The organism is Sphingomonas sp. ABOLE (assembly GCF_003950455.1).
In the GTDB taxonomy this organism is placed as follows: Bacteria; Pseudomonadota; Alphaproteobacteria; order Sphingomonadales; family Sphingomonadaceae; genus Sphingomonas; species Sphingomonas trueperi.
In genome coordinates this window covers 43,641-69,052 of record NZ_QQWY01000009.1, presented here as the reverse complement: position 1 = coordinate 69,052, position 25,412 = coordinate 43,641, and the positions used below count along the sequence as shown (strand labels likewise).

General features: G+C 65.3%; 26 protein-coding genes. 13 read left to right on the top strand and 13 right to left on the bottom strand.

Annotated elements, in window-relative coordinates; translation table 11 throughout:
* Positions 1-41: 41 nt before the first annotated feature.
* The 4 genes from katG (at position 42) to CA234_RS07665 (ending at position 5,315) form a co-directional block, all read left to right on the top strand.
* A complete protein-coding gene (gene katG / locus CA234_RS07680) occupies positions 42-2,243 on the top strand; it encodes a catalase/peroxidase HPI (RefSeq protein ID WP_126001288.1) in 2,202 nt (733 codons plus the stop codon).
* Positions 2,244-2,422: 179 nt separating this feature from the next.
* Positions 2,423-3,658 carry a DUF4010 domain-containing protein gene (locus tag CA234_RS07675; RefSeq protein ID WP_086129762.1) on the top strand — a complete coding sequence of 412 codons (1,236 nt, stop codon included), beginning with the start codon at positions 2,423-2,425 and terminating at the stop codon, positions 3,656-3,658.
* A gap of 198 nt (positions 3,659-3,856) precedes the next feature.
* Positions 3,857-4,558: a VIT family protein gene (locus CA234_RS07670; RefSeq protein WP_086130084.1), complete on the top strand. Its 702-nt coding sequence runs from the start codon at positions 3,857-3,859 to the stop codon at positions 4,556-4,558.
* A gap of 67 nt (positions 4,559-4,625) precedes the next feature.
* Positions 4,626-5,315, top strand: coding sequence for a cytochrome b/b6 domain-containing protein (locus CA234_RS07665; protein ID WP_086129761.1), 690 nt, complete (start codon positions 4,626-4,628; stop codon positions 5,313-5,315).
* Between the two features lie 20 nt (positions 5,316-5,335).
* Here CA234_RS07665 and CA234_RS24825 read toward each other — a convergent pair whose 3' ends face one another.
* Complete coding sequence (locus CA234_RS24825) at positions 5,336-5,482, bottom strand: hypothetical protein (protein ID WP_241213359.1); 147 nt, start codon at positions 5,480-5,482, stop codon at positions 5,336-5,338.
* Here CA234_RS24825 and CA234_RS07660 point away from each other — a divergent pair.
* From CA234_RS07660 to CA234_RS07620, 9 genes are all read left to right on the top strand, one after another.
* Positions 5,423-6,067 (top strand): response regulator transcription factor, encoded by a 645-nt coding sequence (locus CA234_RS07660; protein ID WP_241213344.1) that lies wholly within the window; start codon positions 5,423-5,425, stop codon positions 6,065-6,067. The two genes, CA234_RS24825 and CA234_RS07660, sit on opposite strands and share 60 nt — an antisense overlap.
* Positions 6,064-7,080 (top strand): ATP-binding protein, encoded by a 1,017-nt coding sequence (locus CA234_RS07655; RefSeq protein WP_086129759.1) that lies wholly within the window; start codon positions 6,064-6,066, stop codon positions 7,078-7,080. The genes CA234_RS07660 and CA234_RS07655 overlap by 4 nt, the downstream gene beginning before the upstream one ends.
* 229 nt (positions 7,081-7,309) lie before the next feature.
* Positions 7,310-8,254, top strand: a complete 945-nt coding sequence (locus CA234_RS07650) for an efflux RND transporter periplasmic adaptor subunit (RefSeq protein WP_241213357.1) — start codon at positions 7,310-7,312, stop codon at positions 8,252-8,254.
* Between the two features lie 9 nt (positions 8,255-8,263).
* Positions 8,264-11,335: a CusA/CzcA family heavy metal efflux RND transporter gene (locus tag CA234_RS07645; protein WP_086129757.1), complete on the top strand. Its 3,072-nt coding sequence runs from the start codon at positions 8,264-8,266 to the stop codon at positions 11,333-11,335.
* Positions 11,328-11,627, top strand: a complete 300-nt coding sequence (locus CA234_RS07640; protein WP_086129756.1) for a DUF3240 family protein — start codon at positions 11,328-11,330, stop codon at positions 11,625-11,627. The genes CA234_RS07645 and CA234_RS07640 overlap by 8 nt, the downstream gene beginning before the upstream one ends.
* Positions 11,627-12,865 carry a TolC family protein gene (locus tag CA234_RS07635; RefSeq protein ID WP_126001287.1) on the top strand — a complete coding sequence of 413 codons (1,239 nt, stop codon included), beginning with the start codon at positions 11,627-11,629 and terminating at the stop codon, positions 12,863-12,865. Before CA234_RS07640 ends, CA234_RS07635 begins: the two co-directional genes overlap by 1 nt.
* Before the next feature lies 1 nt (position 12,866).
* Entirely contained in the window at positions 12,867-13,835 is a 969-nt protein-coding gene (locus CA234_RS07630) for a VacJ family lipoprotein (protein WP_086129754.1), read from the top strand.
* A gap of 187 nt (positions 13,836-14,022) precedes the next feature.
* Positions 14,023-14,949: a LysR family transcriptional regulator gene (locus CA234_RS07625; RefSeq protein WP_086129753.1), complete on the top strand. Its 927-nt coding sequence runs from the start codon at positions 14,023-14,025 to the stop codon at positions 14,947-14,949.
* Between the two features lie 23 nt (positions 14,950-14,972).
* Positions 14,973-15,281, top strand: coding sequence for a hypothetical protein (locus CA234_RS07620; RefSeq protein WP_086129752.1), 309 nt, complete (start codon positions 14,973-14,975; stop codon positions 15,279-15,281).
* A gap of 12 nt (positions 15,282-15,293) precedes the next feature.
* On the opposite strand, the gene CA234_RS07615 is transcribed toward CA234_RS07620, so the two are convergent.
* From CA234_RS07615 to CA234_RS07560, 12 genes are all read right to left on the bottom strand, one after another.
* A complete protein-coding gene (locus CA234_RS07615; protein WP_086129751.1) occupies positions 15,294-15,515 on the bottom strand; it encodes a DUF2274 domain-containing protein in 222 nt (73 codons plus the stop codon).
* Positions 15,512-16,723, bottom strand: a complete 1,212-nt coding sequence (locus CA234_RS07610) for a TrbI/VirB10 family protein (RefSeq protein ID WP_086129750.1) — start codon at positions 16,721-16,723, stop codon at positions 15,512-15,514. The genes CA234_RS07615 and CA234_RS07610 overlap by 4 nt, the downstream gene beginning before the upstream one ends.
* Positions 16,723-17,739 carry a P-type conjugative transfer protein TrbG gene (gene trbG, locus CA234_RS07605; protein ID WP_086129749.1) on the bottom strand — a complete coding sequence of 339 codons (1,017 nt, stop codon included), beginning with the start codon at positions 17,737-17,739 and terminating at the stop codon, positions 16,723-16,725. Before trbG ends, CA234_RS07610 begins: the two co-directional genes overlap by 1 nt.
* Entirely contained in the window at positions 17,736-18,419 is a 684-nt protein-coding gene (gene trbF / locus CA234_RS07600; protein ID WP_086129748.1) for a conjugal transfer protein TrbF, read from the bottom strand. The genes trbG and trbF overlap by 4 nt, the downstream gene beginning before the upstream one ends.
* Before the next feature lie 6 nt (positions 18,420-18,425).
* Positions 18,426-19,733: a P-type conjugative transfer protein TrbL gene (gene trbL, locus CA234_RS07595; RefSeq protein WP_086129747.1), complete on the bottom strand. Its 1,308-nt coding sequence runs from the start codon at positions 19,731-19,733 to the stop codon at positions 18,426-18,428.
* On the bottom strand, positions 19,730-20,047 hold the full coding sequence (gene trbK-alt, locus CA234_RS07590) for a putative entry exclusion protein TrbK-alt (protein WP_086129746.1): 318 nt from the start codon (positions 20,045-20,047) through the stop codon (positions 19,730-19,732). The genes trbL and trbK-alt overlap by 4 nt, the downstream gene beginning before the upstream one ends.
* A 12-nt stretch (positions 20,048-20,059) precedes the next feature.
* On the bottom strand, positions 20,060-20,782 hold the full coding sequence (gene trbJ, locus CA234_RS07585) for a P-type conjugative transfer protein TrbJ (protein ID WP_086129745.1): 723 nt from the start codon (positions 20,780-20,782) through the stop codon (positions 20,060-20,062).
* Positions 20,779-23,229, bottom strand: coding sequence for a conjugal transfer protein TrbE (gene trbE, locus CA234_RS07580; protein ID WP_086130083.1), 2,451 nt, complete (start codon positions 23,227-23,229; stop codon positions 20,779-20,781). The genes trbJ and trbE overlap by 4 nt, the downstream gene beginning before the upstream one ends.
* Positions 23,226-23,495, bottom strand: coding sequence for a VirB3 family type IV secretion system protein (locus tag CA234_RS07575; protein ID WP_086129744.1), 270 nt, complete (start codon positions 23,493-23,495; stop codon positions 23,226-23,228). Before CA234_RS07575 ends, trbE begins: the two co-directional genes overlap by 4 nt.
* A complete protein-coding gene (locus CA234_RS07570; RefSeq protein ID WP_086129743.1) occupies positions 23,495-23,827 on the bottom strand; it encodes a TrbC/VirB2 family protein in 333 nt (110 codons plus the stop codon). Before CA234_RS07570 ends, CA234_RS07575 begins: the two co-directional genes overlap by 1 nt.
* Positions 23,824-24,810 (bottom strand): P-type conjugative transfer ATPase TrbB, encoded by a 987-nt coding sequence (gene trbB, locus CA234_RS07565; RefSeq protein ID WP_086129742.1) that lies wholly within the window; start codon positions 24,808-24,810, stop codon positions 23,824-23,826. Before trbB ends, CA234_RS07570 begins: the two co-directional genes overlap by 4 nt.
* Before the next feature lie 171 nt (positions 24,811-24,981).
* Complete coding sequence (locus CA234_RS07560; RefSeq protein ID WP_086129741.1) at positions 24,982-25,407, bottom strand: CopG family transcriptional regulator; 426 nt, start codon at positions 25,405-25,407, stop codon at positions 24,982-24,984.
* Positions 25,408-25,412: the final 5 nt, after the last annotated feature.

Below are 25,412 nucleotides of genomic sequence, written 5' to 3'. Positions count from 1 at the left end.
CCACGGGACTCCCACTTCTTCAACCACAACAGGAGGACATAATGCGTAGGACAACAATATCTTTTTTGGCGATAGCCGTCATGGCGATCTCGCCGGCCGCCTTCGCCCAAAGCGCGGCACCGACGGCCAAGGAATGGTATCCCAAAAGCCTCGATCTGAGGTCGTTGCGTCAGCACGAAGCGCAATCCAATCCCTATGGTGCGGACTATGACTATGCGAAGGAATTCGCCTCGCTTGATCTCGATGCGGTCAAAGCCGACATCCGCAAGGTTTTGACCACTTCGCAGCCGTGGTGGCCTGCGGATTATGGGCATTATGGCCCCTTCTTCATCCGCATGGCCTGGCATGGTGCGGGCACCTATCGCACCGGGGACGGCCGCGGCGGCGCCGGTGGTGGCGAGCAGCGTTTCGAGCCGCTGAATAGCTGGCCCGACAATGTGAGCCTCGACAAGGCGCGCCGGCTAATCTGGCCGATCAAGCAGAAATATGGCCGCAAGCTCTCCTGGGGCGACCTGATGGTTCTGACCGGCAACGTCGCCCTAGAGGATATGGGCTTCAAGACCATCGGCTTCGCGGGCGGCCGCGTCGATGCCTGGCAGCCGGACCTCGTCTTCTGGGGACCGGAAACCAAGATGATGATGGACGAACGGCGGGACGAGAAGGGTAATCTTCGCGGACCGCTGGCAGCGACACAGATGGGTCTTATCTACGTCAATCCCGAAGGTCCGAGCGGTAATCCCGATCCGTTGGCGGCGGCGGCTGATATTCGCCGTGCCTTCGGAGCCATGGCAATGAGCGACGAGGAAACCGCCGCGCTGATCGCTGGTGGCCATACCTTCGGCAAAGCGCATGGCGCGCATAAACCCGATGATTGCGTCGGCGGCGATCCCGGCGTCGCGCCGATCGAACAGCAGGGCCTCGGCTGGGCCAACAAATGCGGTAAGGGCAATGCGGAAGATACGGTCTCCAGCGGCCTGGAAGGCGCATGGTCGGCCAATCCGATCACCTTCACCACGCAGTATCTCGACAACCTCTACGGCTTCACCTGGGTGAAGACCAAGAGCCCCGCCGGCGCGGTGCAGTGGGTGCCCAGCGACCCGGCAGCGACGGCCCTGGTGCCCGACGCCCATGTCGCGGGCAAAACGCACGCGCCGATCATGTTCACCACCGACATCGCGATGCGGGAAGATCCGGGCTTCCGGAAGATCACCTCGCGCTGGCGCGAGCATCCGGAAGAATTCGCCGTCGCCTTCGCTCGCGCCTGGTTCAAGCTGACCCACCGCGACGTCGGGCCGCAGACCCGCTATCTCGGAAAGGACGTCCCGAACCAGACCTTCGTCTGGCAAGACCCGCTGCCCAAGGCTGACTATGCGATGATCGACAACAACGACGTCGCGCAGCTCAAGGCCAAGATCGTCGCTTCCGGCCTCTCCACCGGCGAACTGGTGCGTGCGGCTTGGGCCTCGGCCTCGACCTACCGGGACACAGATGGCCGCGGTGGCGCCAATGGCGCTCGCGTCGGCCTCGACCCGCAACGCAATTGGGTGGTCAACGATCCGGCAGAGCTGAAGAAGGTGCTGGCGGCTTACACGCGCATCCAGGCGGACTTCATCAAGGGCCGCAAGGACGGTAAGCAAGTGTCGCTGGCTGATCTCATCGTGCTGGGCGGGAACACCGCTGTCGAGCAGGCGGCGGATCGGGCAGGACAGCGGGTTTCGGTCCCCTTCACGCCGGGCCGGGTCGATGCATTGCAGACACAGACCGACGTTGCCTCCTTCGCCTTCCTCGAACCGAAGGCCGATGGATTCCGCAACTACTATTCGGCTAGGGCCGATCTCGGCCCGGCTGAATCGCTGGTCGACAAGGCCGATAGCCTTGGCCTGACGGTCGCCGAAATGACGGTGCTCGTCGGTGGTATGCGCTCGCTCGGCGCCAATGCCGGAAACACTCGACATGGTGTCTTCACCGCTCGCCCCGGCAACCTGTCCAACGACTTCTTTGTCAACCTGCTGTCGATGAACACGGTCTGGGTGAAGTCGGTCGGCTCGCCGGGGCTCTACGAAGGCAAGGACCGCGCGTCCGGCGCCGCGAAGTGGACGGCCACCCCGGTCGATCTCGTGTTCGGCTCCAATTCAGAGCTGCGCGCGGTGTCCGAAGTCTATGCCTCGGACGATGCGAAGCAGAAGTTTGTGGACGACTTCGTGCGGGCCTGGACCAAGGTCATGAACGCCGACCGTAGTTAGGCGACCTTCTAGCTATTGGTTGGACGTGGAGCGGCGGCGTTGCCCCCTGGCGCCGCCGCTCCCGATCCTCCCGTGGCCAGCCGCCACCGAGTGGTCCGAGTTGATTGTCAGTGCATCGTGGCGAGGGGTTTTGAAGTGCTTGCCTCTAGCTCGGCGCGTAGGAGCACAGAACCCTGTCCATGGACGACGTCGGCCTCATTCACCACCTCCCGGTTGCGCTGGGCATCGGCCTGTTGATCGGAGCGGAGCGCGAGCGGCGCAAGGTCCACCGTCCGGCCGCAGCGGGGCTGCGCACCTTCACGATCGCTGCCTTACTGGGCTGTGGTGCAGCTCTGATGCCGCAGCAGTGGATGATCGCGATCGTGATGCTGTGCATGACCGCGCTGGCCCTGCTGAGCAGTTGGCGCAGGCGCAATACAACCGACCCCGGCATCACCACGGAAGTTAGCCTCGTCGCCACTACGCTGCTTGGGGCGCTTGCCGTAACTGCGCCGTTGCTGGCGGGGGCTCTTGCGGTGCTGATCGCGATCGTGCTGGCAGCCCGCGATCCGCTCCATCGCTTCGTCGGACAGACGATCAGCGCGGACGAGATTGCGGATATCCTGCTGATCGCCGGCGCCACCCTGATCGTGCTGCCGATGTTGCCGGACCGGCAGATGGGGCCATTCGACGCGCTCAATCCGCATTCGATCTGGATGGTCGTTGTCATGATCCTCGGGATCAACGCGCTGGGCCAGGTGGCGACGCGGCTATTGGGTGCGCGCCTGGGGGTGCCCGCACTAGGCCTCATCTCGGGGCTCGTTTCCAGCTCGGCAACTATCGGGGCCATGGGTGCCTGGGTTCGCGCCAATCCCGCCTCCGCCGCGGCGGGTGCGGCAGCGGCGGTTCTATCGACCGTCGCCAATTATGCGCAGATGGCCGTGGTGATCGAGGCAACGGACCATCGTACCTTTCTTGCTACCATCCTGCCGGTGGGCGCAGCCGGACTGGCCGCACTTTTGTCGGGCGGATGGTTGACCCTCGCGGCCTGGCGCGAGGTTACGGCTGAACCGCCGAGAATGAGCAGGTCCTTCAATCTGCTGATGGCACTGACCTTTGCCGCCACGGTGGCGATCATGCTGATGTCCGCAGCGGCCCTCAGAGCCTGGTTCGGGGATGCTGGGCTTATCGCCGTAGCCGCGATCGGCGGGGTGCTGGACGTTCATGCCGCGGTGATTTCATTAGCGGCACAGGTCGCCGACGGCACGATGGCCGCGCCGCAAGCCATCCTTCCTATCCTGACCGCCTGCACCACCAGTACCCTCGCCAAGATTTTCTTTTCCGCAACGGTGGGAACGCGCGCCTTTGCCGCCCGTGTCATTCCAGCCCAGTTACTGATCATCGGCGCGGCATGGCTGACGGTCTTTGTTGGCTGACACAATGCACCACGTCGGAGGGGTTGGTCCATGCGCGCGCACTTCCCAGCGCCAGTCAAACGAGAGCCGCGGCCCCGGTGAGATGGCGGCCAGGGCTGCCGCGCCGGCGGTCTATATCATCCATGCCAGTGCGCGATGCCGGCCGTCAGGGTTTCGTCAGAAAAGGCTGACAACCACCCTATGCTTTGCGAGGACATTATGAGCAGATTGCGAACCCATCCTGAGCGTCATGCGGTGTCACGCATCGGTTGGTTGCGTGCCGCTGTACTCGGCGCCAACGACGGGATCGTGTCGACGGCCAGCCTGATCGTCGGCGTTGCCGCTTCAGGCGCCGAAAAGTCGGGGATATTGGTGGCTGGCGCAGCAGCGCTGGTCGCAGGCGCGATGTCCATGGCCGCCGGGGAATATGTGTCGGTGAGTTCGCAGGCCGATACGGAGAAAGCCGATCTCGCCCGAGAAGGCGGCGAGTTGGCCGGTCAACCAGACCTTGAGCGCAATGAACTGGCCGAGATTTACGTGGCGCGCGGGCTCGACAAGGACTTGGCGCTTCGCGTCGCTGATCAGCTTATGGCCAGCGACGCGCTGGGCGCCCATGCGCGCGATGAACTTGGCATTTCCGAAGTCGTGACCGCCCGTCCACTCCAGGCGGCGCTCACCTCCGCGGCGACCTTCAGTACAGGCGCGCTCATGCCGCTGGCACTGGTCGCTGTCGCGCCGCGCGCCAGTCTCGTGCCGATCGAGATCGCCGCGACATTGCTGTTCCTCATACTGCTCGGTACGCTCGGCGCATGGGCCGGTGGCGCGCAGCCGGTGCGCTCGGTCTTGCGGGTGACATTCTGGGGGGCGCTCGCCATGGCGGCAACAGCAGGGATCGGGCGGCTGTTCGGGACGGTCGTATAGCCCCTCGTTCTCGTCAGGATTCGGTCAGACAATCTGCCTAGCCCTTCCTTCGGGAAGGAAGAATTGTATGACAAATCTCGCTCAGGCGGACACGTTGAAGGTCTGGGACGCGCCGCTGCGATTGTTCCATTGGCTGCTCGTTCTGGCCATTCTGGTGGCTTTTCTATCGTCCGAAGACGACAGCCCGATCGCCAGTTGGCATATGGTGGCAGGATGGTGCGCCGCTGTGCTGCTGGCGTTTCGCTTGGTCTGGGGCCTGGTCGGCGGCGAACATGCCCGCTTTGCGCGTTTCATCAAACCGACGGCGATCGGCTCGCATGTGCGCGAGCTGTTCGCCGGCCGTCCGGAACGCTCCGTCGGACACAATCCGCTCGGAGCGATCGCCGTCCTCGCCCTGCTTGGCCTGACCGGAATCGTCCTTTGGAGCGGTGTTAGCGTCGCGGCGCACAAGCTCGACAAGGATTTCCACGAAACGCTTGCCTATGGCTTGCTGGCGCTCGTCGCCCTCCATGTCGGCGCCGTTGTCCTGATGTCGTTTCTCACTCGTGAAAATCTGGTTCGCGCGATGGTCACCGGCCGCAAGAGAGCCGGTCTTCATCCTGATACTCGTGACGCGCGGGCGCCCGGAGCACTTGCGCTGCTGGTCGGCAGCGCCACCATCATCCTGGCGGTGATCCTGATCCTTCGGAGCGAGCCGACCGCGTTCACACCGCATATGCGCGATGGCGCCCATGAACATCACGAGGACAAGGATTGAAGACTTCTGACGGCCCCCTGCTAGAACGGATCATGGCCAGCGATCATCATCTCCCTCGAAGGTTCCAGTGATTCATGCGTCTTCTCGTCATCGAAGATAATGCGCGAATGGCAGCGCTGGTCGCAGACGGCCTCCAGCGCCGGAACTTCGTGTGTGATGTCGCCCATAGCCTTGCAGCGGCCGAGGATGCGATGGGCGGCGCAACCTATGACGCGATCGTGCTCGACCTTGGGCTACCCGATGGCGACGGAACCGACTGGCTTACGAGCCGCCGAAAATATCACGAGATGCCGCCCGCGATCATGCTGACCGCGCGCGGGGCATTGGAGGATCGCATCACGGGCCTCGATGCCGGAGCGGATGACTATCTCGTGAAGCCGGTCGAGATCGATGAACTTGCAGCGCGCATCCGCGCGCTGCTACGTCGCCCCGGCGTGCGGATACAGCCGGTGATCGAGGTAGGACGACTATATTTCGACGTCGCCAACCGCACCGCCCGCGCTGGCGATCAGGAGATCGATCTGTCGCGCCGCGAAGCCGATCTGCTGGAATTGTTGATGCGGCACGCGGGAACGGTCGTGCATCGCGCCGTGATTGAGAATGCCCTTTATAGTTTCAGCGATCCTGTGACGCCCAATGCTATCGAGGCCACGATCTCGCGGGTGCGGCGCAAGCTGGAGGATGCTCACGTCACCGGCGCGCTCCATACCGTTCGAGGCGTTGGCTATATGCTGAAGGACAATGGCGCGTGACCGATCGCCGATCCGTATCGCGACGCCTCAAACGCGGCCTGGGCCTGATCGGTCTGGTCGGCACCTTCCTGCTGCTGGCTGCTGTCGTCTTCTTCTACAGTTTCACCTTCGCCCATCTCGATGCGCAAGCGGCGATGGCGCGCGCCAGCCGCGAAATGCTTGAGCATGTTGCGCTGCCGGTGGCGATTCTGATGATCCCCGTTACCGTGCTTGTGCTTCGCGTGATCCGCCAGGCATTCCGACCGCTCGAAGAGGTAGCGGCGGAGATCGAGGCGGTGCAAGGCCATGAGCGCGGCTTCCGTATCGACAATTCGCAGATGCCTACCGAAGCGCTGCCTTTCACTAGCGCCGTCAACGACCTGCTCGCGCGCCTCGACGAAGCGGCGAAGCGCCAGGAAGCCTTCGCCGCCGATGTCGCGCACGAACTGCGCACACCGCTCGCCTTGCTGTCCCTCGAACTCGATCGGTTGGAGCATGACGATGCGGAGCGGCTCAAAAAGGATGTCGCGGCAATGCGTCGGCTGATCGATCAGCTCATGCTGCTGGCGCAGATCGATGCCGATGCAGTCGCCCAGATCCCGCTGGCGCAGATATCGCTGAGCGATGTGGCAAGCGATGTCGTCGGGGCGGCCGCGCCGGCCATCATTGCCGGAGGCAAGACCATTGAACTCGTGACTGGCATTCACGCGCCCGTCACGCGGGGTCGGCGCGAGGCGATTTCGGCGGCGCTGCGCAACCTCATCGAGAACGCCGTGCGGGTGACTCCGGCCGGCGGCGCCATCCAGGTGCTTGTTGGTCCGGGTGCAAGCATCAGCGTGCGTGACGAAGGGCCTGGCCTGCCGCCAGACCGGCTACGCAATCTCGTGCAACGCCATCGCCGCGCCGATCATGCCAGCAAGGACGGCGCTGGGCTTGGCCTCGCCATCGTCGAGCGGATCATGGCCGCGCACGAAGGCACGCTCGAGACCGATCCCGATCGCCATGATTTGATACTGCGCTTCCCCGAACCCTGACTGCCGATTGACCTGTCGCCTGTCTCGTCAGGGTTCCGTCAGACTCGCCGCCTAGCCGGATGGCATGTCCAGACGATATTATCCGATTGCAGGCGTGGCCGTTCCGCTCGCTTTGGCGGCCTTTTGGTGGCTTGCGCCGCATTCCGAACCCACCGCCGCGAAAGCGCCTGCCGATAAAGCGCAGACTGCCGCGGGGGTGTTGGTCGTTGATGCAAAGCGCGCGGCGCAAATGGGCATTCGTCTAACCGCCGCGACCGTTGCCGAGGAAGCCCCGCTCGTCACTATTCCAGCGGTGATCCAGCCTCCAGCCAACGCCCGCGTGGCGGTGGCCGCGACCTTCCCCGGTGTCGTCACCCGGACGTATGTGGTGGAAGGCGACAGCGTGCGGCAGGGACAGGCGCTTGCAACCGTCGCCAGTCGCGAAGTGCTGACGCTCGGCTCGGACCTCACCCGCGCCCATGCGCGTGCGGGCGTTGCGCAGTCCAATGCGGCGCGCCTGTCGCAGCTCAGCCGGGAGGGCATCATCGCTCCAGCCCGCGCGGACGAGGCGCGCGCCATCGCCGCCGAGAGCAATGCGGACGTATCGGAAAAGGCGCGTATCCTGCGCATGGTGGGCGGCCATGGCGGCAGCGGCTCCTATACGCTGACCGCGCCGATCGCGGGCCGCGTGACCAGCGCGGCCATCCAGACAGGCAATCCGGTCGACGGCACCACCGCGCCTTATGTGATCGATGCCGCAAACCGCTATGAAGTCATCGGGCAACTGCCCGAACGGCTGGTCGGTCAGGTGCGGCTTGGTATGACCGTGCATCTGCCACCTGACATTTCCGGCCGGATTATCGCCGTCGGTTCGACGATCGATCCCGCAACGCGCTCGGCCAGCCTCAAGGCGGAAATCCCGGCAGGGCCAGGCGTCGTCGCGGGCCGGGCGACCAGCATCGTGATTTCCGGTCCCGCACCGGCGGGCGCGGTCAGCGTGCCGGAGACCGCCGTCACAATGATCGACGGCAGGTCGGCCGTGTTCGTGGCAGCGCAGGGCGGTTACGCGGTTCGCCCCGTGACGAGCGGAACGGCCAGCAACGGCCGGATCGTTCTGCTCTCAGGCGTAAAGCCCGGTGAACAGGTGGTGACCTCCGGCACGAGCGCGCTCAAGGCGCTCGCCGCGGCGCGCTAGGCCCGGCCGATGCTGCGTTCGCTCGTCGCCACAGCGCTCTCCTATCGCCTGCTCGTCCTGCTGCTCGCCGCTGTGACGGCAGGGCTAGGGATATGGGCCTTCGTCAACTTGCCGGTCGACGCCTATCCAAACATCGCCCAGACACAGGTGAAGCTAATCCTGAAAGCCCCCGGCATGACGCCGGAGGAGGTAGAAAGCCGCGTTATCACGCCGATCGAACAGGAGATGCTGGGCATCCCCAATCAGGCGATCCTGCGCTCAGCGGCCAAATACGCCATCGCCGACATCACCATCGATTTCACCGATGGCACCGACATCTATTGGGCGCGCCAACAGGTCGCCGAGCGGTTGTCGGGCGTAATGGGCGATCTACCCGCATCGGTGACGGGCGGTCTGGCGCCGATCTCCACGCCGCTTTCCGACGTTTACATGTTTACGATCGAAGGGCCGCTATCGCTCCAGCAGAAGCGTGAGCTACTCGACTGGACGATCCGCCCGGCGCTGCGCACCGTGCCCGGCGTCGCGGACGTCAACGCGCTCGGCGGCTATGTCCGCACCTTCGAAGTGAGGCCCGATCCGGTGGCGTTGGCCTCCGCGAAGCTTTCGATTGCCGATCTGCGTGCGGCAATCGAAAGCGGCAATCGCAACGATGGCGCGGGACGCCTCGCCAATGGCGAGGAAGCGCTGATCGTCCGCGCGGTTGGCGCGATCCGCAATGCCGAAGACCTGCAATCGCTCGTCATCGCCAGCCGTGATGGGCGCATCGTACGGCTGGGCGATGTCGCCTCGGTCGGCAGCGGCAGCCTCACTCGCTATGGCGCGGTGACGAAGAACGGCAACGCCGAAGCGGTCGAAGGGCTGGTGATCGCGCTGCGCGGGGCGGACGCCCGGCAGGTGGTGGACGGCGTTCGCACGCGCCTCGCCGAGGTCGAGCGCGGCTTGCCCGCTGGCACGCGTATCAATGTGTTCTACGATCGCTCCGACCTGATCGAACGGGCGGTGGGCACGGTCGAAGAAGCGCTGATCGAGGCGACCGTCCTCGTCGTCGTGCTGCTGATCCTGTTCCTGGGCGACTGGCGCGCTGCTGCGATCGTCGCCGCGACCTTGCCGATGGCGGCGCTCATCACCTTCCTCTTCATGCGCGGCATGGGCCTCTCCGCCAATCTGATGAGCCTTGGCGGGCTTGCGATCGCGATCGGGATGCTGGTCGATGGCGCGGTGGTGGTGGTCGAGAATGTGGTCGAACGGCTCGGCCGCGATCACGATGGAGATACGCCCCGGCTCAACCATGTGTTTCGTGCGACCAGCGAAGTGATCGTCCCGGTCTCGGCCGGCATCCTCATCATCGCGCTGGTGTTCCTGCCGTTGCTCTCATTGCAAGGGTTGGAGGGCAAATTGTTCGCCCCTGTCGCGCTCACCATCGTCTTCGCGCTCGCAGGCTCTCTCCTGCTGGCGCTGACGCTGGTGCCGGTACTGTCCTCCTTCGGCCTCAAAAGCGGCCACCATGGCGAGCCGTGGATCATGCGCCAGCTTGGCCCGCGCTACCGCGTGCTGCTGGACGGCGCGTTCGCGCGCAAAAGGCTGGTCTATGGCCTCTCTGCTCTGGGACTGGTGCTGGCTGGCATAGCCTATGGCGCGGTTGGCAAGACCTTCATGCCGACGATGGACGAGGGCTCGGTCATCGTCCAACTCACCAAGCTGCCTTCGATCAACCTCGACCAGTCGGTTGCCGGTGATCTGGCCGTGCAACGCGCGCTCCGGGCCGTGCCCGAGGTCGAGGACGTGATCGCCCGCGTCGGTTCGGACGAAATCGGCCTCGATCCGATGGGCCTCAACGAGACCGACAGCTTCGTCCGATTGAAGCCACGCTCCGAATGGCGCGGCAACAAGGATTTTGTGATCGAGGAAATCCGCAAGGCGCTGGAGGGGCTTCCCGGCATCACTCCCAGCTACACCCAGCCGATCGAGATGCGCGTCTCAGAGATGCTGACCGGTGCGCGCGGCGATCTCGCGGTCAAGATCTTCGGCCCCGACCTCAATACGCTTGCCGATCTCGCCGGCCAGATCCAGCACACGCTGTCGGGCGTTCGCGGTGCCTCGGAAGTGCTGACGGTCGCCAACGACAGCGTGGACTATCTTCAACTCGACATCGACCGCGCAGCGGCCGGGCGGTTCGGAATGCCGGTCGACCAAATGCAGGATGCCTTGCGCGCTCAGGTCGAGGGGATGCGCGCGGGTGTCGTGGCGGAAGGGCAGAAGCGGACGCCGATCGTCATCCGAGGCGATGAGAGCCTTCGGAAAGACGCCGCGCGCTTCGCCGATCTGCAATTGCGCACGCCTGATGGCACGCTCGCGCGCGTCAGCGACATGGCGCGGGTCGCGCGCACGCAGGGGCCGGTCAAGCTCGACCATGAGAATGGTTCACGCTTCGCCTTGGTGCAGGCATTCGTCTCCGGGCGCGATCTGGTCGGCTATGTCGATGAGGCGAAGGCTGCGGTGGCGACGAAGGTACGGCTTCCGGCAGGGTACAGCATCGTCTGGGGCGGCCAGTTCGAAAATCAGCAGCGCGCCTCGGCACGGCTGATGACGGTGATCCCGATCGCGCTGGGACTGATCTTCCTCGTGCTGTTGGCGACACTGCGCTCGCTCCGCGCGTCGCTGCTGATCCTCGCCAATATCCCCTTCGCCATGGTCGGTGGTCTGGTCTCGCTCTGGGTGTCGGGCGAATATCTCTCCGTGCCTGCTTCGGTCGGATTCATCGCCCTACTCGGCATCGCGGTGCTCAACGGGCTGGTGCTCGTCGCCTATTTCCGGCAGCTCCGCACGGAAGGGCTAGGCATGGCCGAGGCGGTACGGCTCGGCGCGCAGCGGCGACTGCGGCCCGTGCTGATGACCGCCAGCATCACCGCCTTCGGCCTGGTGCCGCTCTTGTTCGCCAGCGGGCCTGGATCGGAGATCCAGCGTCCGCTCGCCATCGTCGTCATCGGCGGCCTCATCACTTCCACCCTGCTGACGCTGATCCTGCTGCCGATCCTGTTCGAGCGCTTCGGCGAAAGCGCGGGAGAACCCGAAAATGCCTGATCTCCTGTTCACCCTGCATTGCGCTGTCCCGGACGCCGAAGGGCTAATCGACTCCATCCGCGCGATCTCCCGGGCGCCGATTCATATCCGGGCGGAGAATGTGCGTGGTCGTGACTTCGACGATGCCGGGACAGCAGAGCGGGTCTCCGGCGAACTCAAGCGCACGACTATCGAACTGATCGTCGGTGAGGACATGGTGCCGGATTTGCTTCGCGCAGTGAAAGAAGCACGGCACGATCTGCCAGTGCGTTGGCGAACCGTTCCGCTCGTCGATCAGGGAAGGATCGCCTGATGCGGGTCGTCGCCTTTGCCTGTTGCCTTGCATTTGGCGCAACGCCTGCGCTCGCCCAGCGCGCCGACCTGCCGCCGGCAGAGAAGGTCAACGAGGCGCTGGACAGTCATCCCAGCGTTGCCGCCGCGCTTGCCCGTATCGAGGCTGCGCGAGCGCGCGGCGACATGCTTCGCAAAGGCCCGCATGAAGTGACGGTGAGCGGTAGCTACATCCGCCGCACGGTGGATCGCGAGGGCGGTTTCGACGAGTTCGACACGACGATCAGCCGCCCTTTCCGCCTGCCGGGCAAGGCCGCGCTGGACCGCAAGGCTGGCGCCCTGGGGATCGAGGTGGCCGAGAACCAGATGGAGGATGTCCGTCACCAGACGGCGCTGATCCTGTCGAGCCTCTGGCACGACTGGCTGACTGCCGGGACTCATTATCGAAACGATATGGACACGGTCAGGGGGCTGGAAGAATCGATCGCGGCGGTGAAACGGCGAGTCGCGCTGCGTGACGCCGCCCAGCTCGATCTTGACCAGGCGCAAGCAGCGCTCGCTCAGGCCCGCGCACAGGCGGCATCGTCCCTCTCTATCCGCGAGCAGGCGCGTGTCACCCTCGCCGCGGCCTTCCCCGACATTCCCTTGCCATCCGAGCCCCCGGAACTTGCGTCCCCGACGCTTCCCGATGTGGGGCTGGAGACGATGCGCGATCTCGTGATCGAGCGCAGCCACGAGATTCGTGCAGCGGACAAGGAAGCGCAGCGCCTCGGCGTCACGGCTCAGCGGGTTCGGGCGGATCGTATCGCTGATCCATCGTTCGGAGTCCGTTTGTTCAGCGAGCGCGGCGGAATGGAAAAGGGCGCGGGTATCGTCGCCTCGATCCCCCTCGGCGGTGGCTATCGCCGGGCGGCGGCCGATCAAGCCTCAGCCGAGGCCAACGCCGCGCGCATGGAATTGGCGGCGATACAACGCAATATCCAGGCCATCGCCAATGCGGACCTTTCCAACGCCCGCACCCGCTACGATGCCTGGCGCAACGCCGATCTATCGATGCACAGCGCCGCCGACGCGGCCGCCAAGATGGCGCGAGGATATCAACTCGGCCAGATCGATCTGACCGATCTTCTTTATGTCCGGCGGCAGGCGCAGGAGGCGCACCGCCTGGAAATTGATGCCCGGTCGGAAGCCGACCGGGCGCTCCTGAAGCTTCAGATCGATTCACACAGCATCTGGGCGCCGGACGAGGAGAAAAGATAAGATGCTGTGCTTGCTCCTTGCCTCGGTCGCGAGCGAAGTTTCTTCACCGCCGCCATTTCTCGGACCAGATCAAGTCGCGTCGGTGCCGGCGCAGCCAAATTCGGCCGTAGCGCGCCCCGCATCAGACGCGACACGGCCCGCCATCACGCCACCGGCGTTCGAACTGGCGCCATCGGCCCCACAGTCTCCCGTTGAGCAAGAAGGCCCAGCAAGCCAGGACGCATCAAGCCAGAATGGTACAGCGGACGCAAAAGACACAATTGTCGTCACAGCCTCGTCGCGCTCAGCCCACGTCGACCCGCTGGAACCAGCCAACCTCAAGTCGTTTGAAATCACGCAGTCTGTCGATCATGCCGTGGTGGCGCCAGTGGCCATGGGCTATCGGCATATCGTCCCTGGACCAATACGTGATGGCCTGCACAACGCGTTCGCCAATCTCGACGAACCTGTCGTTTTTTTGAATTTCCTGATCCAGCACAAGGTCGGCAAGGCCGCCGAGACCGTCGGCCGCTTCGCGGTCAACACGACGCTTGGCGCGGCGGGCCTATTCGATATTGCCAAGCGAAAACCGTTCCGCCTCCCGCATCGTCCCAATGGGTTCGCCGATAGCTTCGGATTCTATGGCGTGAAGCCCGGAGCATTTCTGTTTTTGCCAGTGGTTGGGCCGACGACAGTCCGGGACCTGATTGGCGGCCTGATGGATCGCATGGTGCTGCCCACCGCCATCGGCGTTCCGTTTAACCGATTGGCCTACAGCGCAGGGACCGGTGTGCCGCGGGCGCTCGACCGGCGCATCCGGTTTGACGCAGATCTTCGCGAGCAACGAGCACAGGCACAACCCTATGTCACAGCGCGCGAATATTATCTGCGACGCCGGCAGGATGAAATCGATGTGCTGCGCGGGAAACGCAAAATGGCTGCCCCCACGCCGGACACTCATAAAAGCATTGATGAGCTACGAAAGCACTGAAATGCGCGCTGATCGTCTAAACCACATCGAAACATTGACCGACCGCCTATTGCCATCTCCTCGCCCCCAGAGGAAAGCTGGACGGTCAGGGCTCGCTAGCAATAAGAACAAACCGCTGGCGAGCGGGGCGGGGAGATATCTGGAGATATGTCCTCGCCCCAATATTATCGAATCTGGCAGCAAATGAATGCCCTTCGATATCCGCCTGCTCCGCCATGCCATCGCCGCCGCCGATCATGGTAGCTTCTACAAAGCAGCGCGGGCATTGGGCGTGGAACAATCCACGCTGAGTCGAAACGTCGCCAGGTTAGAGCGAGTAATCGGAGTCCAGATTTTTGAGCGGTCTCGCTCGGGAGTTAGCGCAACCATCGCAGGAAAAGACTTTATTCGGGGCGCCAGGCCGATGGTCGCTGGTGCAGATAAACTGATCGCCGTGACGCGCGCCGCTGGTCAGGGTCGCGCTGGCGGGTTGATGATCGGACATTATTGTTCATTGTCGGCCGGTAATCTGCGGGCCACTGTGATTGGCTGGCGCGGTGCTCATCCAGACGTCGACTTGGATGGAGTAGAAGCAGAACGAGCCGTCCTGCTTGCTGGCCTTGATATTGGGGAGATAGATATCGCCATTCTGGCGGGGGAAGCGGACCACGACGGCTATCGACGTGAGCCGTTCTGGAGCGAGCGCGTACTGGTCGCATTACCTGCCAGCCATCCCTTGGCCGAACGCGAGACAGTGCATTGGACCGATCTGCGCGGTGAGCGTTTTCTTCTCCCCGCAACGGACCCCGGCCCGGAAATCCGCCACATGCTACTCGGCCGCTTGTCCGTCTTAGGAATGCAAGCAAACGTCAGAATGCACCAATGCAGCCGCGAGACAATCTTGAACCTGCTAGGCGATGGACTTGGCCTCACCATTGTCTGCGAAGGTAGCACCGGGGCGCGCTATCCCGACGTGGTTTATCGGCCCGTTCATGCCGAGCAAGGGCCGATGCTGATCGGATATTCGGGATACTGGCACGACGACAATAGTAATCCCGCACTTCGGCGCTTCCTCCATTTCATAAAGACCCGCTACGCGCTATCCTTCAACATCTCGGAGAATCCGGCGGAATAATATTCGCTTGGGAGCTAAACATCATGATGCAAGGAAAGATATTCATCGTCGCTCTCGCCATGCTCGCCATCGGATTTGGCGCGGGATTCGTGCTGCGTCCGATCATCATGCCGCCTGCCACGTCGGCGATGGCCGTCAGTCCTGCCCCCGTGATCGCCGAACCAGGGGCGGCGCGTGGGATGCAGTATTTCACCGCCAACCTCGATGAAGCGCGGCGCGTGGTCGCCGGATGCCGAGACGGCTCGGTGCGCGGCGACGAATGCGCCAACGCCCAGCAGGCGGTGACGGAAGCCGAGGGTCGGGATCGCTTCAAGAAATTCATGGGCCACTGAGGCCCGCAAGCTTCAATCGCTTTTTGCGCGCCGCCGCCGAAAACCGCGATCTGTGTCCATGAACCGCGTGACCATCGGCCCGATCAGCTTTTCGGGTGCGGCAGGCGAGCCGCCTGTCTCGGCCGCCAGCGCCGCGGCATAGGCTTGCAAGTCACGATGCACGGCAGCCGGCAACTCTATCGTGAGCTTGATCGGCCTGTCGTCGGCCAGCGGCCCCAGCTTCAACTTGGTCATCGCGTTCCTCCGATGGGTTCGAGGACAAGATCGCGGGTGATGACAATGCGAAGGGGATAGCCCGGCCGGATGGTGAGCGTCGGCGGCACGCCGAGTTGGCGGCGCACGATCTGCTGCCCTGTCTGATTGACGGTATCCTGCGTCCCGTAGCGAAGCGCCTGCACCAGCGAGTTGTTGTTGTTCGTCGTCATCTCGGCCCCGATGCCGAGCAGGGTGGAGATCGCGGCGGCCTTGAGCATGTTGCCCCAATGCTGGTCGACGCGATCCTGCAAGCCTGCATATCCGGCGGCATCAGCGCTTGGCTGGCGTTCGAGAACGATCGAGCGGCCATCCGGCAGGATCAGCCGATCCCAGGCGAGCAGCACGCGGGTCTGCCCGGCGGTGATCTGACTATCATATTCGCCGATCAGCCGTGCGCCTTGCGGGATGAGCAGGATTCGGCCGGTGATGCTGTCATAGACGTTCTGCGTCACCTGAGCGGTGATCTGGCCGGGAAGGTCCGACCGGATGCCGGTGATGAGCGCGGCCGGGATGATACTGCCAGCCTGGACGATGTTGGGTGATGCCGGAGCGGTCAGCCGCTCGACGCTGACCGTGCGCTGGTTGGACGCCTGCGCCATGAAGGCCCGCTTTGCGGCCTGGTCGCCCTGGCTGGCGGCCTGCTGTGCGGGGGCCGGCGCGTCCGATGGCACGGCGGCGATGGGCTGCGCTGCCGCTCCGGCTACGGTGGCCGTGCGGCCGCCCAGGAAGACCGAACTGGTCCGCGCTGCGTCACGCTCTTGGCTGATGCGCTGGCGCGCTGCTTCCTCGGCTCGGGCGGCGGCATCGGGCTGACCGGCTTGCGCGCCGATCGGCGGCACGGGAACAGCCTCCCCGCGCTGCTGCGCGGACACAATCGGACGACCGAGATCACCCGGGAGCGGCGGCCCGAGCTTTGGAGCCTGGCCGTAATCCTTGGGACCGGATGTGATCGCCTCGCCCGCGCGACTGTCGGTGTTGTAGAGTTCCTTCGCTTCGTGCGGACCGACTGACCGCAAGGCATAGATCAGCGAGCCGCCGATGCCGAGACCGGCGGCGATGCCCACCATAGCCAGCGCCTTTCGCGAAAGCCGCATGACGCGCGGCGGATCGCCCCGGAGCTGGAAGGCCTGGCGGTCGGCCGGAGCCGCGACCGCTTCGGCGGCGGGAATGTCGGAAGGATCGCTCATCAGCGCCGCTCCCGGCCATCGTCGCGCACGATCCGCACGCGCTGCTCGCTGCGCTTGTCGCCCAGGCGCAGCTCGGCGGCGGCGAACAGGCGATCGACAACCATGTAACGGCCCTGCACGCGGTAATTGACCAGTTCGGCGTCGCCGGCCGCACCGGTCACGAACAGCGGCGGCATCTCGCCCTGCGAGATCCCCGCCGGAAATTCGATAAACACCTGCCGACCATCATCGAACGCACGGGCCGGCCGCCACGGCGCACGATCGCCATCGATCCGATAGTGGAAATTGAGCGCTGTCAGGTCCACGCCAGCCGCGACCGGCACGGTGGCTGCGGCAGCAGCGTTGCGGCCCTGCAAGGCGATCAGCGCATCTCGCGGATAGGTCCAGCTCACCGACGCCATGTAGGTTGCTGCACCCGCGCGCAGTTCCAAATGATAGGTGCGCCGGTCGGTGTTGATGACGAGGTTGGTCGAAAGGTCGGGCCGGGTTGGTTTAACGAGGATATGCACCCGAGCTGTCGCGCCCGCGCCGCTGGTCGTATCGCCGATGATCCAGCGCACGGTATCGCCCGCCGCAACCGGCCCGGCCCCGACGAGCTGCTCGCCTTCCTGAAGCGCGATGTCCGTCACCTGGCCGGGCGCGGCATAGACCTGATAGAGCGCACCGTCCGTCCACGGATATTGCTGGATCGCATTGAGGAAGCCGTCGCGCACCGGCTGCATGCGGGCAGCCGCGTTAGCCGCGCCGACACGGTTGCGCGGATCGGCGGATTCCGGCGGACGCGGGCTTTCGCCGACTGGCTTCAACTGGCCGGGAAGCGGCAGCGGCTCGGGGATCGCCACCACCTCGACCGGCTTGGGCGGCTCGGGCGCCGGAGTGGCCGCGATCTCGGCCGGCGGCGGATTGTCATAGGCTATGGCCGGCGGCTTGGCTGACGTGGTGGCGCAAGCGGCGAGCACGGAGGTTGTGGCGAGCAGGACCGCCGAGGCGGCGCGACGAAGCATTGGGCGTCTCATTGCGACAGCTCCTTTGACCAGTTGAGGGCGTTGACGAAGACCCCGAGCGGGTTCTTGCGCAGGGCGTCGGGCGTGCGCGGGGCCACGAAAACAACGGTGAGGATGGCCGACCAGCGCTCGGTGGCGGCAAGGCTGCCGTCCTGATAGCGCCGTTCGGTCCAGGCCACCCGGAAGCTGTCGGGCGAAGCACGGATCACGCTCGACACGTCCACCGCGACCTGGACCTTGCCGATCTGAGCGAAGGGGTCGTTCGCCCGTGCATAGTCGTTGAGGAACAGCGCGCCTTTGTCGGTGGTGAAGTCGTAGGCGCGAAGCCAATTCTGGCGGACGATGATCGGATCGGCAGGGATGCTGCGCACCTGCTCGATGAAGCGCGCGAGATGAAACGCGATCTGCGGATCGGTCGGACGATAGTCGGCCTCTGCAGGCGCGACGGCTTGTGCCTCGCCGAGCTTGTCGACCTGCACGACCCACGGCACGATATGGCCTCGCGCGGATTGCCAGACGAGGCCCCCTGCAAGTCCGCCCGAGAGCGCCAACGCGCCGAAGAAGGCGAGCCGCCAGTTCTTCGCCTGCACGCGGGCCGAGCCGATCCTGTCGTCCCAGGCTTGGGCGGCGCGCTGATAGGGTGTGATCGGCTCGGGGGTCTGGCCGTAGCGGATGGTTGGGCGTCGGAACATGGGCGGTTAGTCCTTCTGGCTGAGGTCGACGGACGCACCGCTGCCGCCACCGTCGCCGGAGCGCAGCGTGTGGGCGGCGACGGTGGCGCCGTGGGTCATGGTCTGGCGGCGTTTCATGTTCGCTGCCCAGGTGGGCGGCCCATCAGCCGACGGCGCGGGCGACGACGTGCCCCCCGAGATCGTGCCGCCCGTTGCGGTCACGGCCGCGCGGCCGCCCGAGCGATAGCTATCTTTTAGGGATGCTGCGGCCTTGCGAAGCGGCGACATGGCCGCGCCTGCGGTCGCTCGGCCAACGCCCGCCGCACCGCCCGCAACCGCCGCTCCGCCGGTCTTGCCAGCTGAGCCGAGCGCATAGGCGCTGCTCGCCGCACCCGATGCGAACGCACCACCTCTGGCAGCGCCGCCGATCACGCCGGCAGCCGCCCCGACCCCAAGACGGGCGGCGGCTGCGCCACCGACGAGCGCCCCGCCGGCGGCAAGCGCGGTTCCGGCCGCGGCGCCCGCGCCAAGTGCGGGACCACCCGAGACGATGCCGTTGGCGATACCGGGGCCGAAGATGGCGAGGCCGAACAGCGACAGGGCAGCGAGCGCGATCGCCATGACCTGATTGATGTCGGGCGCCGTGCCGAGGTTTGCGCTAGTGAACTGGCTGAACAGCGTCGTGCCGATGCCGGTGATGACCGCGAGCACCAGCACCTTGATGCCCGTGGAGACGATATGGCCGAGCACACGTTCGGCCATGAAGGCGGTCTTGTTGAAGAAGGCGAAGGGCAGCAGCACGAAGCCGGCCAGCGTCACCAGCTTGAACTCGATCAGCGTGATGAAGACCTGCACCGCGATGATGAAGAAGGCGAGCACCACAATGACCCAGGCGAGCAACAGCACGAGGATCAAAGCGAGGTTCGAGAACACCGCCCACAGGTTCGAGAATTGCCCTGCCGCATCCATCAGCGGCTTGGCGGCTTGCAACCCTGTCGCCGCGATCGTGCCGGGTTTCATGAAATCGCCCAGCGACATCGCCCCGCCGCTCGCCTTGAGGCCGAGGCCGGCGAAGGACTGGAACACGATGTTGGCGAGGTTGGAGAAATTGCCGATGATGAACGCGAAGACGCCGATGTAGAGCGTCTTCTTGACGAGGCGCTGAAGCACGTCCTCGTCGGCGCCCCAGGCCCAGAACAGCCCGGCGAGCGTCACGTCGATGGCGATCAATGTGGTCGAGAGGAAGCTGACCTCGCCGCCGAGCAGGCCGAACCCGCTGTCGATGTAGCGGGTGAAGACATTGAGGAACGTGTCGATGACGCTGGTGTCGTTCATGGCGCGGGGGTCTCGGTTGCGGGAGCTGCGGGTTTGCTGGCATCCACCGCGGGCGTGGGAGCATCTTGACGGAAGAAGCGGCGGCGGTTCTCGGCCCAGGCCGCTTCGCAGCCCGAGTCTGGCATGGTGAGCGTCGCGCAGCGTTCGAGTTCGCGGGCGAGCCGGTCCTGGCGCGCCTCCCCGCGCACGGCGACGGGCGGGGCTTGTGCGGGTTCAGGCTTGTGGACGGCGGCGACGATCGCCACCGCCATCATCAAGCCCGCCAGCGCGGCGACGCCCGCGATCTTGGCCGTGCGCGAGGATGCGTGCAGCATCGGACGCGATCCTCAGTTGCCCATGAAGCGGCGGAACCGTTCGCGGCCCTCCGCCTCCTCGGCCGTATGCCGCGCGGATTCGAGCGCTTGCGCGCGGCCCTGCGCCGCGACGGCGGCGGTCAGGTCGGCGAGCTGCTGCGATTGCAGCGCGAGAAGCTGATTGCCAGCCTGCGCGGCCTGAAGCGCGCCGGTCGCCGACTGACTGGCCGAGACCAGGCCGGTCATCGTCGTGCGCGCGCCGTCGATGTTGCCGACGACACCCGCCTGTACCTTCAGCGAGTCCTCGAACGCGCCGACACTATCCTGCCAACGCGCATTCGCGTTGGCGACCATCTGCGCCTGCGTGCCGGTCAGCGCCGAGCCGGTGTAGCGGCTGGTGAACGCCTGCTGGATGTTCTGCACATCATAGGCGATGCGCTGCGCCTGGCCGAGAAACTGCTGGGTACGCTGAACCTGCTGCTGCAACTGCTGGAGCTGGCTGAACGGCAGCGAGGCAAGGTTCTTCGCCTCGTTGATGAGGCTCGTCGCCTGCTGCTGGATTTGCTGGATCTGGTTGTTGATCTGTTGGAGCGAGCGAGCCGCCGTCAGCACGTTCTGCGCATAATTGGTCGGGTCATAGACGATCCCACCAAAACCGAACTGCGCGTAAGCCGGCATCGGAGCGGCCACCGGCGCGATGGCCGTGGCAGCGAGCACGCCGGCCAGGACGGCGGGGCGAAGATTCATTCTGGTCATAGCGGTAACTCCTGCTGAGGTTGATGCCGAGGATCGGGGGGAAGAAGCTCGACGGCCCAGGCAGAGCCGCGATGGCGCAGCCATTCGGCCGCGAAAGCGGATTGCCCGTGGGTTTCGATCAATTCGGCGATGCGGAGCTGGTCGGTTTTCGAGGACGCGGCGGCGAAGGCCAGCGCGACCTCGCCCAAGCCCAGCTCGAACAGGCGATTTCCCCGCCGTGACTGGCAGTAATAGTCGCGCTTCGGCGTCGCCCGACTGAGGATTTCGATCTGGCGGACATTGAGGCCGAAGCGCTCATAGATGGCCGCGATCTGCGGCTCGGCCGCGCGTTCGTTGGGCAGGAAGATACGCGTCGGGCAGCTTTCGATGATGGCCGGGGCGATGCTCGACGTTTCGATGTCAGCGAGGCTCTGGGTGGCGAAGATGACGCTGGCGTTCTTCTTCCTGAGCGTCTTCAGCCATTCGCGGAGCTGGGCGGCGAAGTCCGGGCTGTCGAGTACCAGCCAGCCTTCGTCGATGATGATGAGCGTTGGCGAGCCGTCGAGCCGGCCTTCGATCCGGTGGAACAGGTAGGACAGGACGGCTGCGGCCGAGCCGGCGCCGACCAGGCCCTCGGTCTCGAACGCCTGCACCGAGGCTTCGCCGAGCCGTTCAGCTTCGGCGTCGAGCAGCCGGCCCCACGGCCCGCCGATGCAGTAGGAGGCGAGCGCTTGCTTGAGCTGCTGCGATTGTAGCAGGACAGCAAGACCCGTGAGCGTGCGTTCGCCGATCGGCGCCGACGCCAGCGAACCAAGCGCCGACCAGATATGCTCCTTGGCCTGCGGATCGACCGCGACGCCCTCGGACGCGAAGATCGCCGCCAGCCATTCGGCCGCCCATGCCCGCTCGGCAGGCGCGTCGATATGGGCGAGCGGCTGGAGCTGCACGCCGTCGCCGGCCTCGTCGGCGAGCGTCCCGCCCAAATCCTGCCAGTCGCCGCCCATGCCGAGCGCGGCGGCGCGGATCGAACCGCCGAAGTCGAAGGCGAAGACCTGCGCACGCCCATAGCGGCGGAACTGCATCGCCATCAGCGCAAGCAGCACGGATTTGCCCGCGCCGGTCGGACCGACGATCAGCATGTGGCCGACGTCGCCGACGTGAAGGGAAAACCGGAACGGGGTCGAGCCTTCGGTCTTGCCATAGAGCAAGGGGGGAGCACCAAAATGCTCGTCCCGTTCCGGCCCCGCCCATACTGCTGACAGGGGGATCAGGTGGGCGAGATTGATAGTGGAGATCGGGGGCTGGCGGACGTTGGCGTAAGTGTGACCGGGGAGGCTTCCCAGCCACGCCTCGATCGCGTTCATGCCCTCGGGGATGACCGTGAAGTCGCGGCCCTGGATGACCTTCTCGGCGAGCCGCAGCTTTTCGGCGGCAATGGCGGGATCGCGGTCCCACACCGTCACCGTCGCGGTGACATAAGCCATGCCGGCATAGTCGGCGCCCAGCTCCTGCAGAGCGATGTCGGCATCGGCCGCCTTGTTAGAGGCGTCGCTGTCGAGCAGCGTCGATGCCTCGTTGGTCATCACCTCTTTCAATATGGCGGCGACCGACTTGCGCTTGGCGAACCATTGCCGCCGGATCTTGGTCAGCAGCCTGGTCGCATCGGTCTTGTCGAGCATGACCGCGCGGGTGGACCAGCGATACTCGAAGGCGAGCCGGTTCAGTTCGTCGAGCAGACCGGGGAATGTGACGCTCGGGAATCCGACGATGGTGAGTGTGCGGAGGTGATGGTCGCCCAGGCGCGGCTCCAGCCCGCCCGTCAGCGGCTCGTCGGCGAGCAGCGCGTCGAGGTGCATGGGCGTTTCGGGAACACGCACACGCTGGCGTCGGGTAGAAATGGTGCTGTGCAGGTAGGTCAGCGTCTCGGCGTCATCGAGCCAGCGGACTTCGGGCACGAAGCCCTCGACCAGATTCAGCACACGGTCGCTGCGATCGGTGAAGCCCTTGAGCAGCTCCCACGGATCGACGCCGTTGGTGGACTTCCCTTCATAGAGCCAGCCTTCGGCGCGTGCCCTTTCCTCGGCCGGCGGCATCCACAGCAACGTCAGGAAATAGAGGCTCTCGAAGTGTGCGCCCTCCTCGCTGAACTGTTCGCGCCGCTCCAGATCGACCAGCGCTGAGACGGGATCGGGAAATTCCGACTCCGGGTAGTCGAGCGCGGGTGTGCGCTGGGCTTCGACGAAGATCGCCCAGCCTGATCCGAGCCGGCGCAGCGCGCTGTTCAGTCGTGCGGTCGTGGCGACCAGCTCGGCCGGCGTGGCGCTGTCGAGATCGGGGCCGCGGAAACGGGCTGTGCGCTGAAAGCTGCCGTCCTTGTTCAGAACAACGCCCGCGCCGACCAGTGCGGCCCAAGGCAGGAAGTCGGCGAGATGGGCCGCATGCCCACGGTATTCGCGAAGGCTCATCATGGCTGCATCCATGTCGGGTAACGGAGGTGGCGGCGGGCGACGTCCACGAACTGCGGGTCGCGGCGCGCAGCCCAGACCGAGAGCGCATGGCCGATCGCCCAGATGACGAGGCCCGCGATCCAGAGACGCAGGCCGAGACCGATCGCGCCCGCCAGCGTCCCGTTGACGATGGCGAGCGCCCGCGGTGCGCCGCCGAGCAATATCGGCTCGGTCAGCGCCCGGTGGACGGGAGCGGAGAAGCCCGCGATCGGCTCGCTCGCTTCCATCAGACGAGCGCCCCGCCGCCGAAGCTGAAGAACGACAGGAAGAAGCTCGACGCGGCGAAGGCGATCGACAGGCCGAACACGATCTGGATCAGCCGCCGGAAGCCGCCCGATGTGTCGCCGAACGCGAGGGTCAGGCCGGTCACGATGATGATGATGACCGCGATAATCTTTGCGACCGGCCCCTCGATCGATTGGAGGATGGATTGAAGGGGCGCTTCCCACGGCATCGATGATCCCGACGCATAAGCGGGAACAGCAGCAGTCAGCGCGATCACGCTGGCGGTGGCGGCGAGCATGGCGCGGTGTGCGCCATGCCGAAGGGCATGGATCATTTGACGTCTCCTGGCTGGGGTTGGGAAAGCGAAGCGATGCGGTAGTCGCCGGTGATGGGGTCCAGCCCCTCGACACGCGCCAGCTCGGCGAGACGGCGGCCATGCCCATCGCGGACCAGGACGGCGATCAGGTCGATGGTCTCGGCGAGCAGCGCGCGGGGGACCGTGACGACGGCTTCCTGAATGAGCTGTTCCATACGGCGCAGCGCGCCGAGCGCGGTTCCAGCGTGGATGGTGCCAATGCCGCCGGGGTGCCCGGTCCCCCAGGCTTTAAGCAGGTCGAGCGCTTCAGCGCCGCGCACCTCGCCGATCGGGATGCGATCGGGCCGCAGGCGGAGCGAGGACCGGACGAGATCGGAAAGCGAAACGACGCCATCCTTGGTCCGCATGGCGACGAGGTTGGGCGCGGCGCATTGCAGCTCGCGCGTATCTTCGATCAAGACGATACGGTCGGCGGTCTTGGCGACCTCGGCCAAGAGCGCGTTGACCAGGGTGGTCTTGCCGCTGCCGGTGCCGCCCGCGACCAGGATGTTGGCGCGGGCCGCAACACCATCGCGCAGCGCCGCCGCCTCGGCCGCCGACATGATCCCGGCCGCCCCATAATCGTCGAGCGTGAACACCGCGACGGCGGGCTTACGGATCGCGAAAGCCGGGGCTGCGACGACAGGCGGAAGCAGTCCCTCGAACCGTTCACCACCTTCGGGCAATTCGGCCGAAACGCGCGGGGACTTGGCGTGAACTTCGACGCCGACATGATGCGCAACTAGGCGGACGATGCGTTCGCCATCGGCGGCGCACAGCAGCTCGCCGGTGTCGCTGATCCCGTCGCCGAGGCGATCGACCCACAGCCGCCCGTCTGGGTTCAACATGACCTCGATCACAGCCGGATCGTCGAGCCAGGCTGCAATCGACGATCCGAGAGCCGTCCGCAGCATTCTCGCGCCGCGTGACTTCGCCTCGGATCGGATCGGGTGAACGGTCAAGGAACTGGCCCCTCATAAGGGCCGGGCGAACCGCCGCCCGGCTGTCGGGGCACATCAAGAGAGGCAGAAACGGGGCCTAAGCAACAGATAGCTGAAGGCGTAGTAGAGGCGGCGGCAGAAACTTACCGATGGCGGATCGGCCCGCTGGCCGTTCCTGCAATCGGCCCGCGTTTACTCCGAATCGGTCGCGGATTTGGGCCGCACATCTTCGGGGATCTCGTCGAGCAGGCTCTTGCCGCTCGCATAGCGCCGGCCGAGCGTTTCGACGAAGCCCTCATAGCGCTTGCGACCCTTCACTTGGGCGGCGGCTTGATCCTCGTCCGGCAGCGGCGGCGTCACCGACAGCCAGAAGCGAACAAACAGTGCCAACGCCTCTGTCGAAAGGCCCGTATTGCGTTCAAGCCGCTGGACCTGGCGCGATAGGCGGTCGAGCCGCCGGGCAAATGCCGCCTCCATCCGATCTGCGCCGTCCGGCGACAGATAGGACGTGACCGCCGCCTCCACGATCGCCGATCGCGAGATGCGTCGCCGGATCGCCAACTCGTCGATCTGCTTGGCGAGCATGGGCGGAAAATAGACGTTGAGCCGAACGCGCATGACCG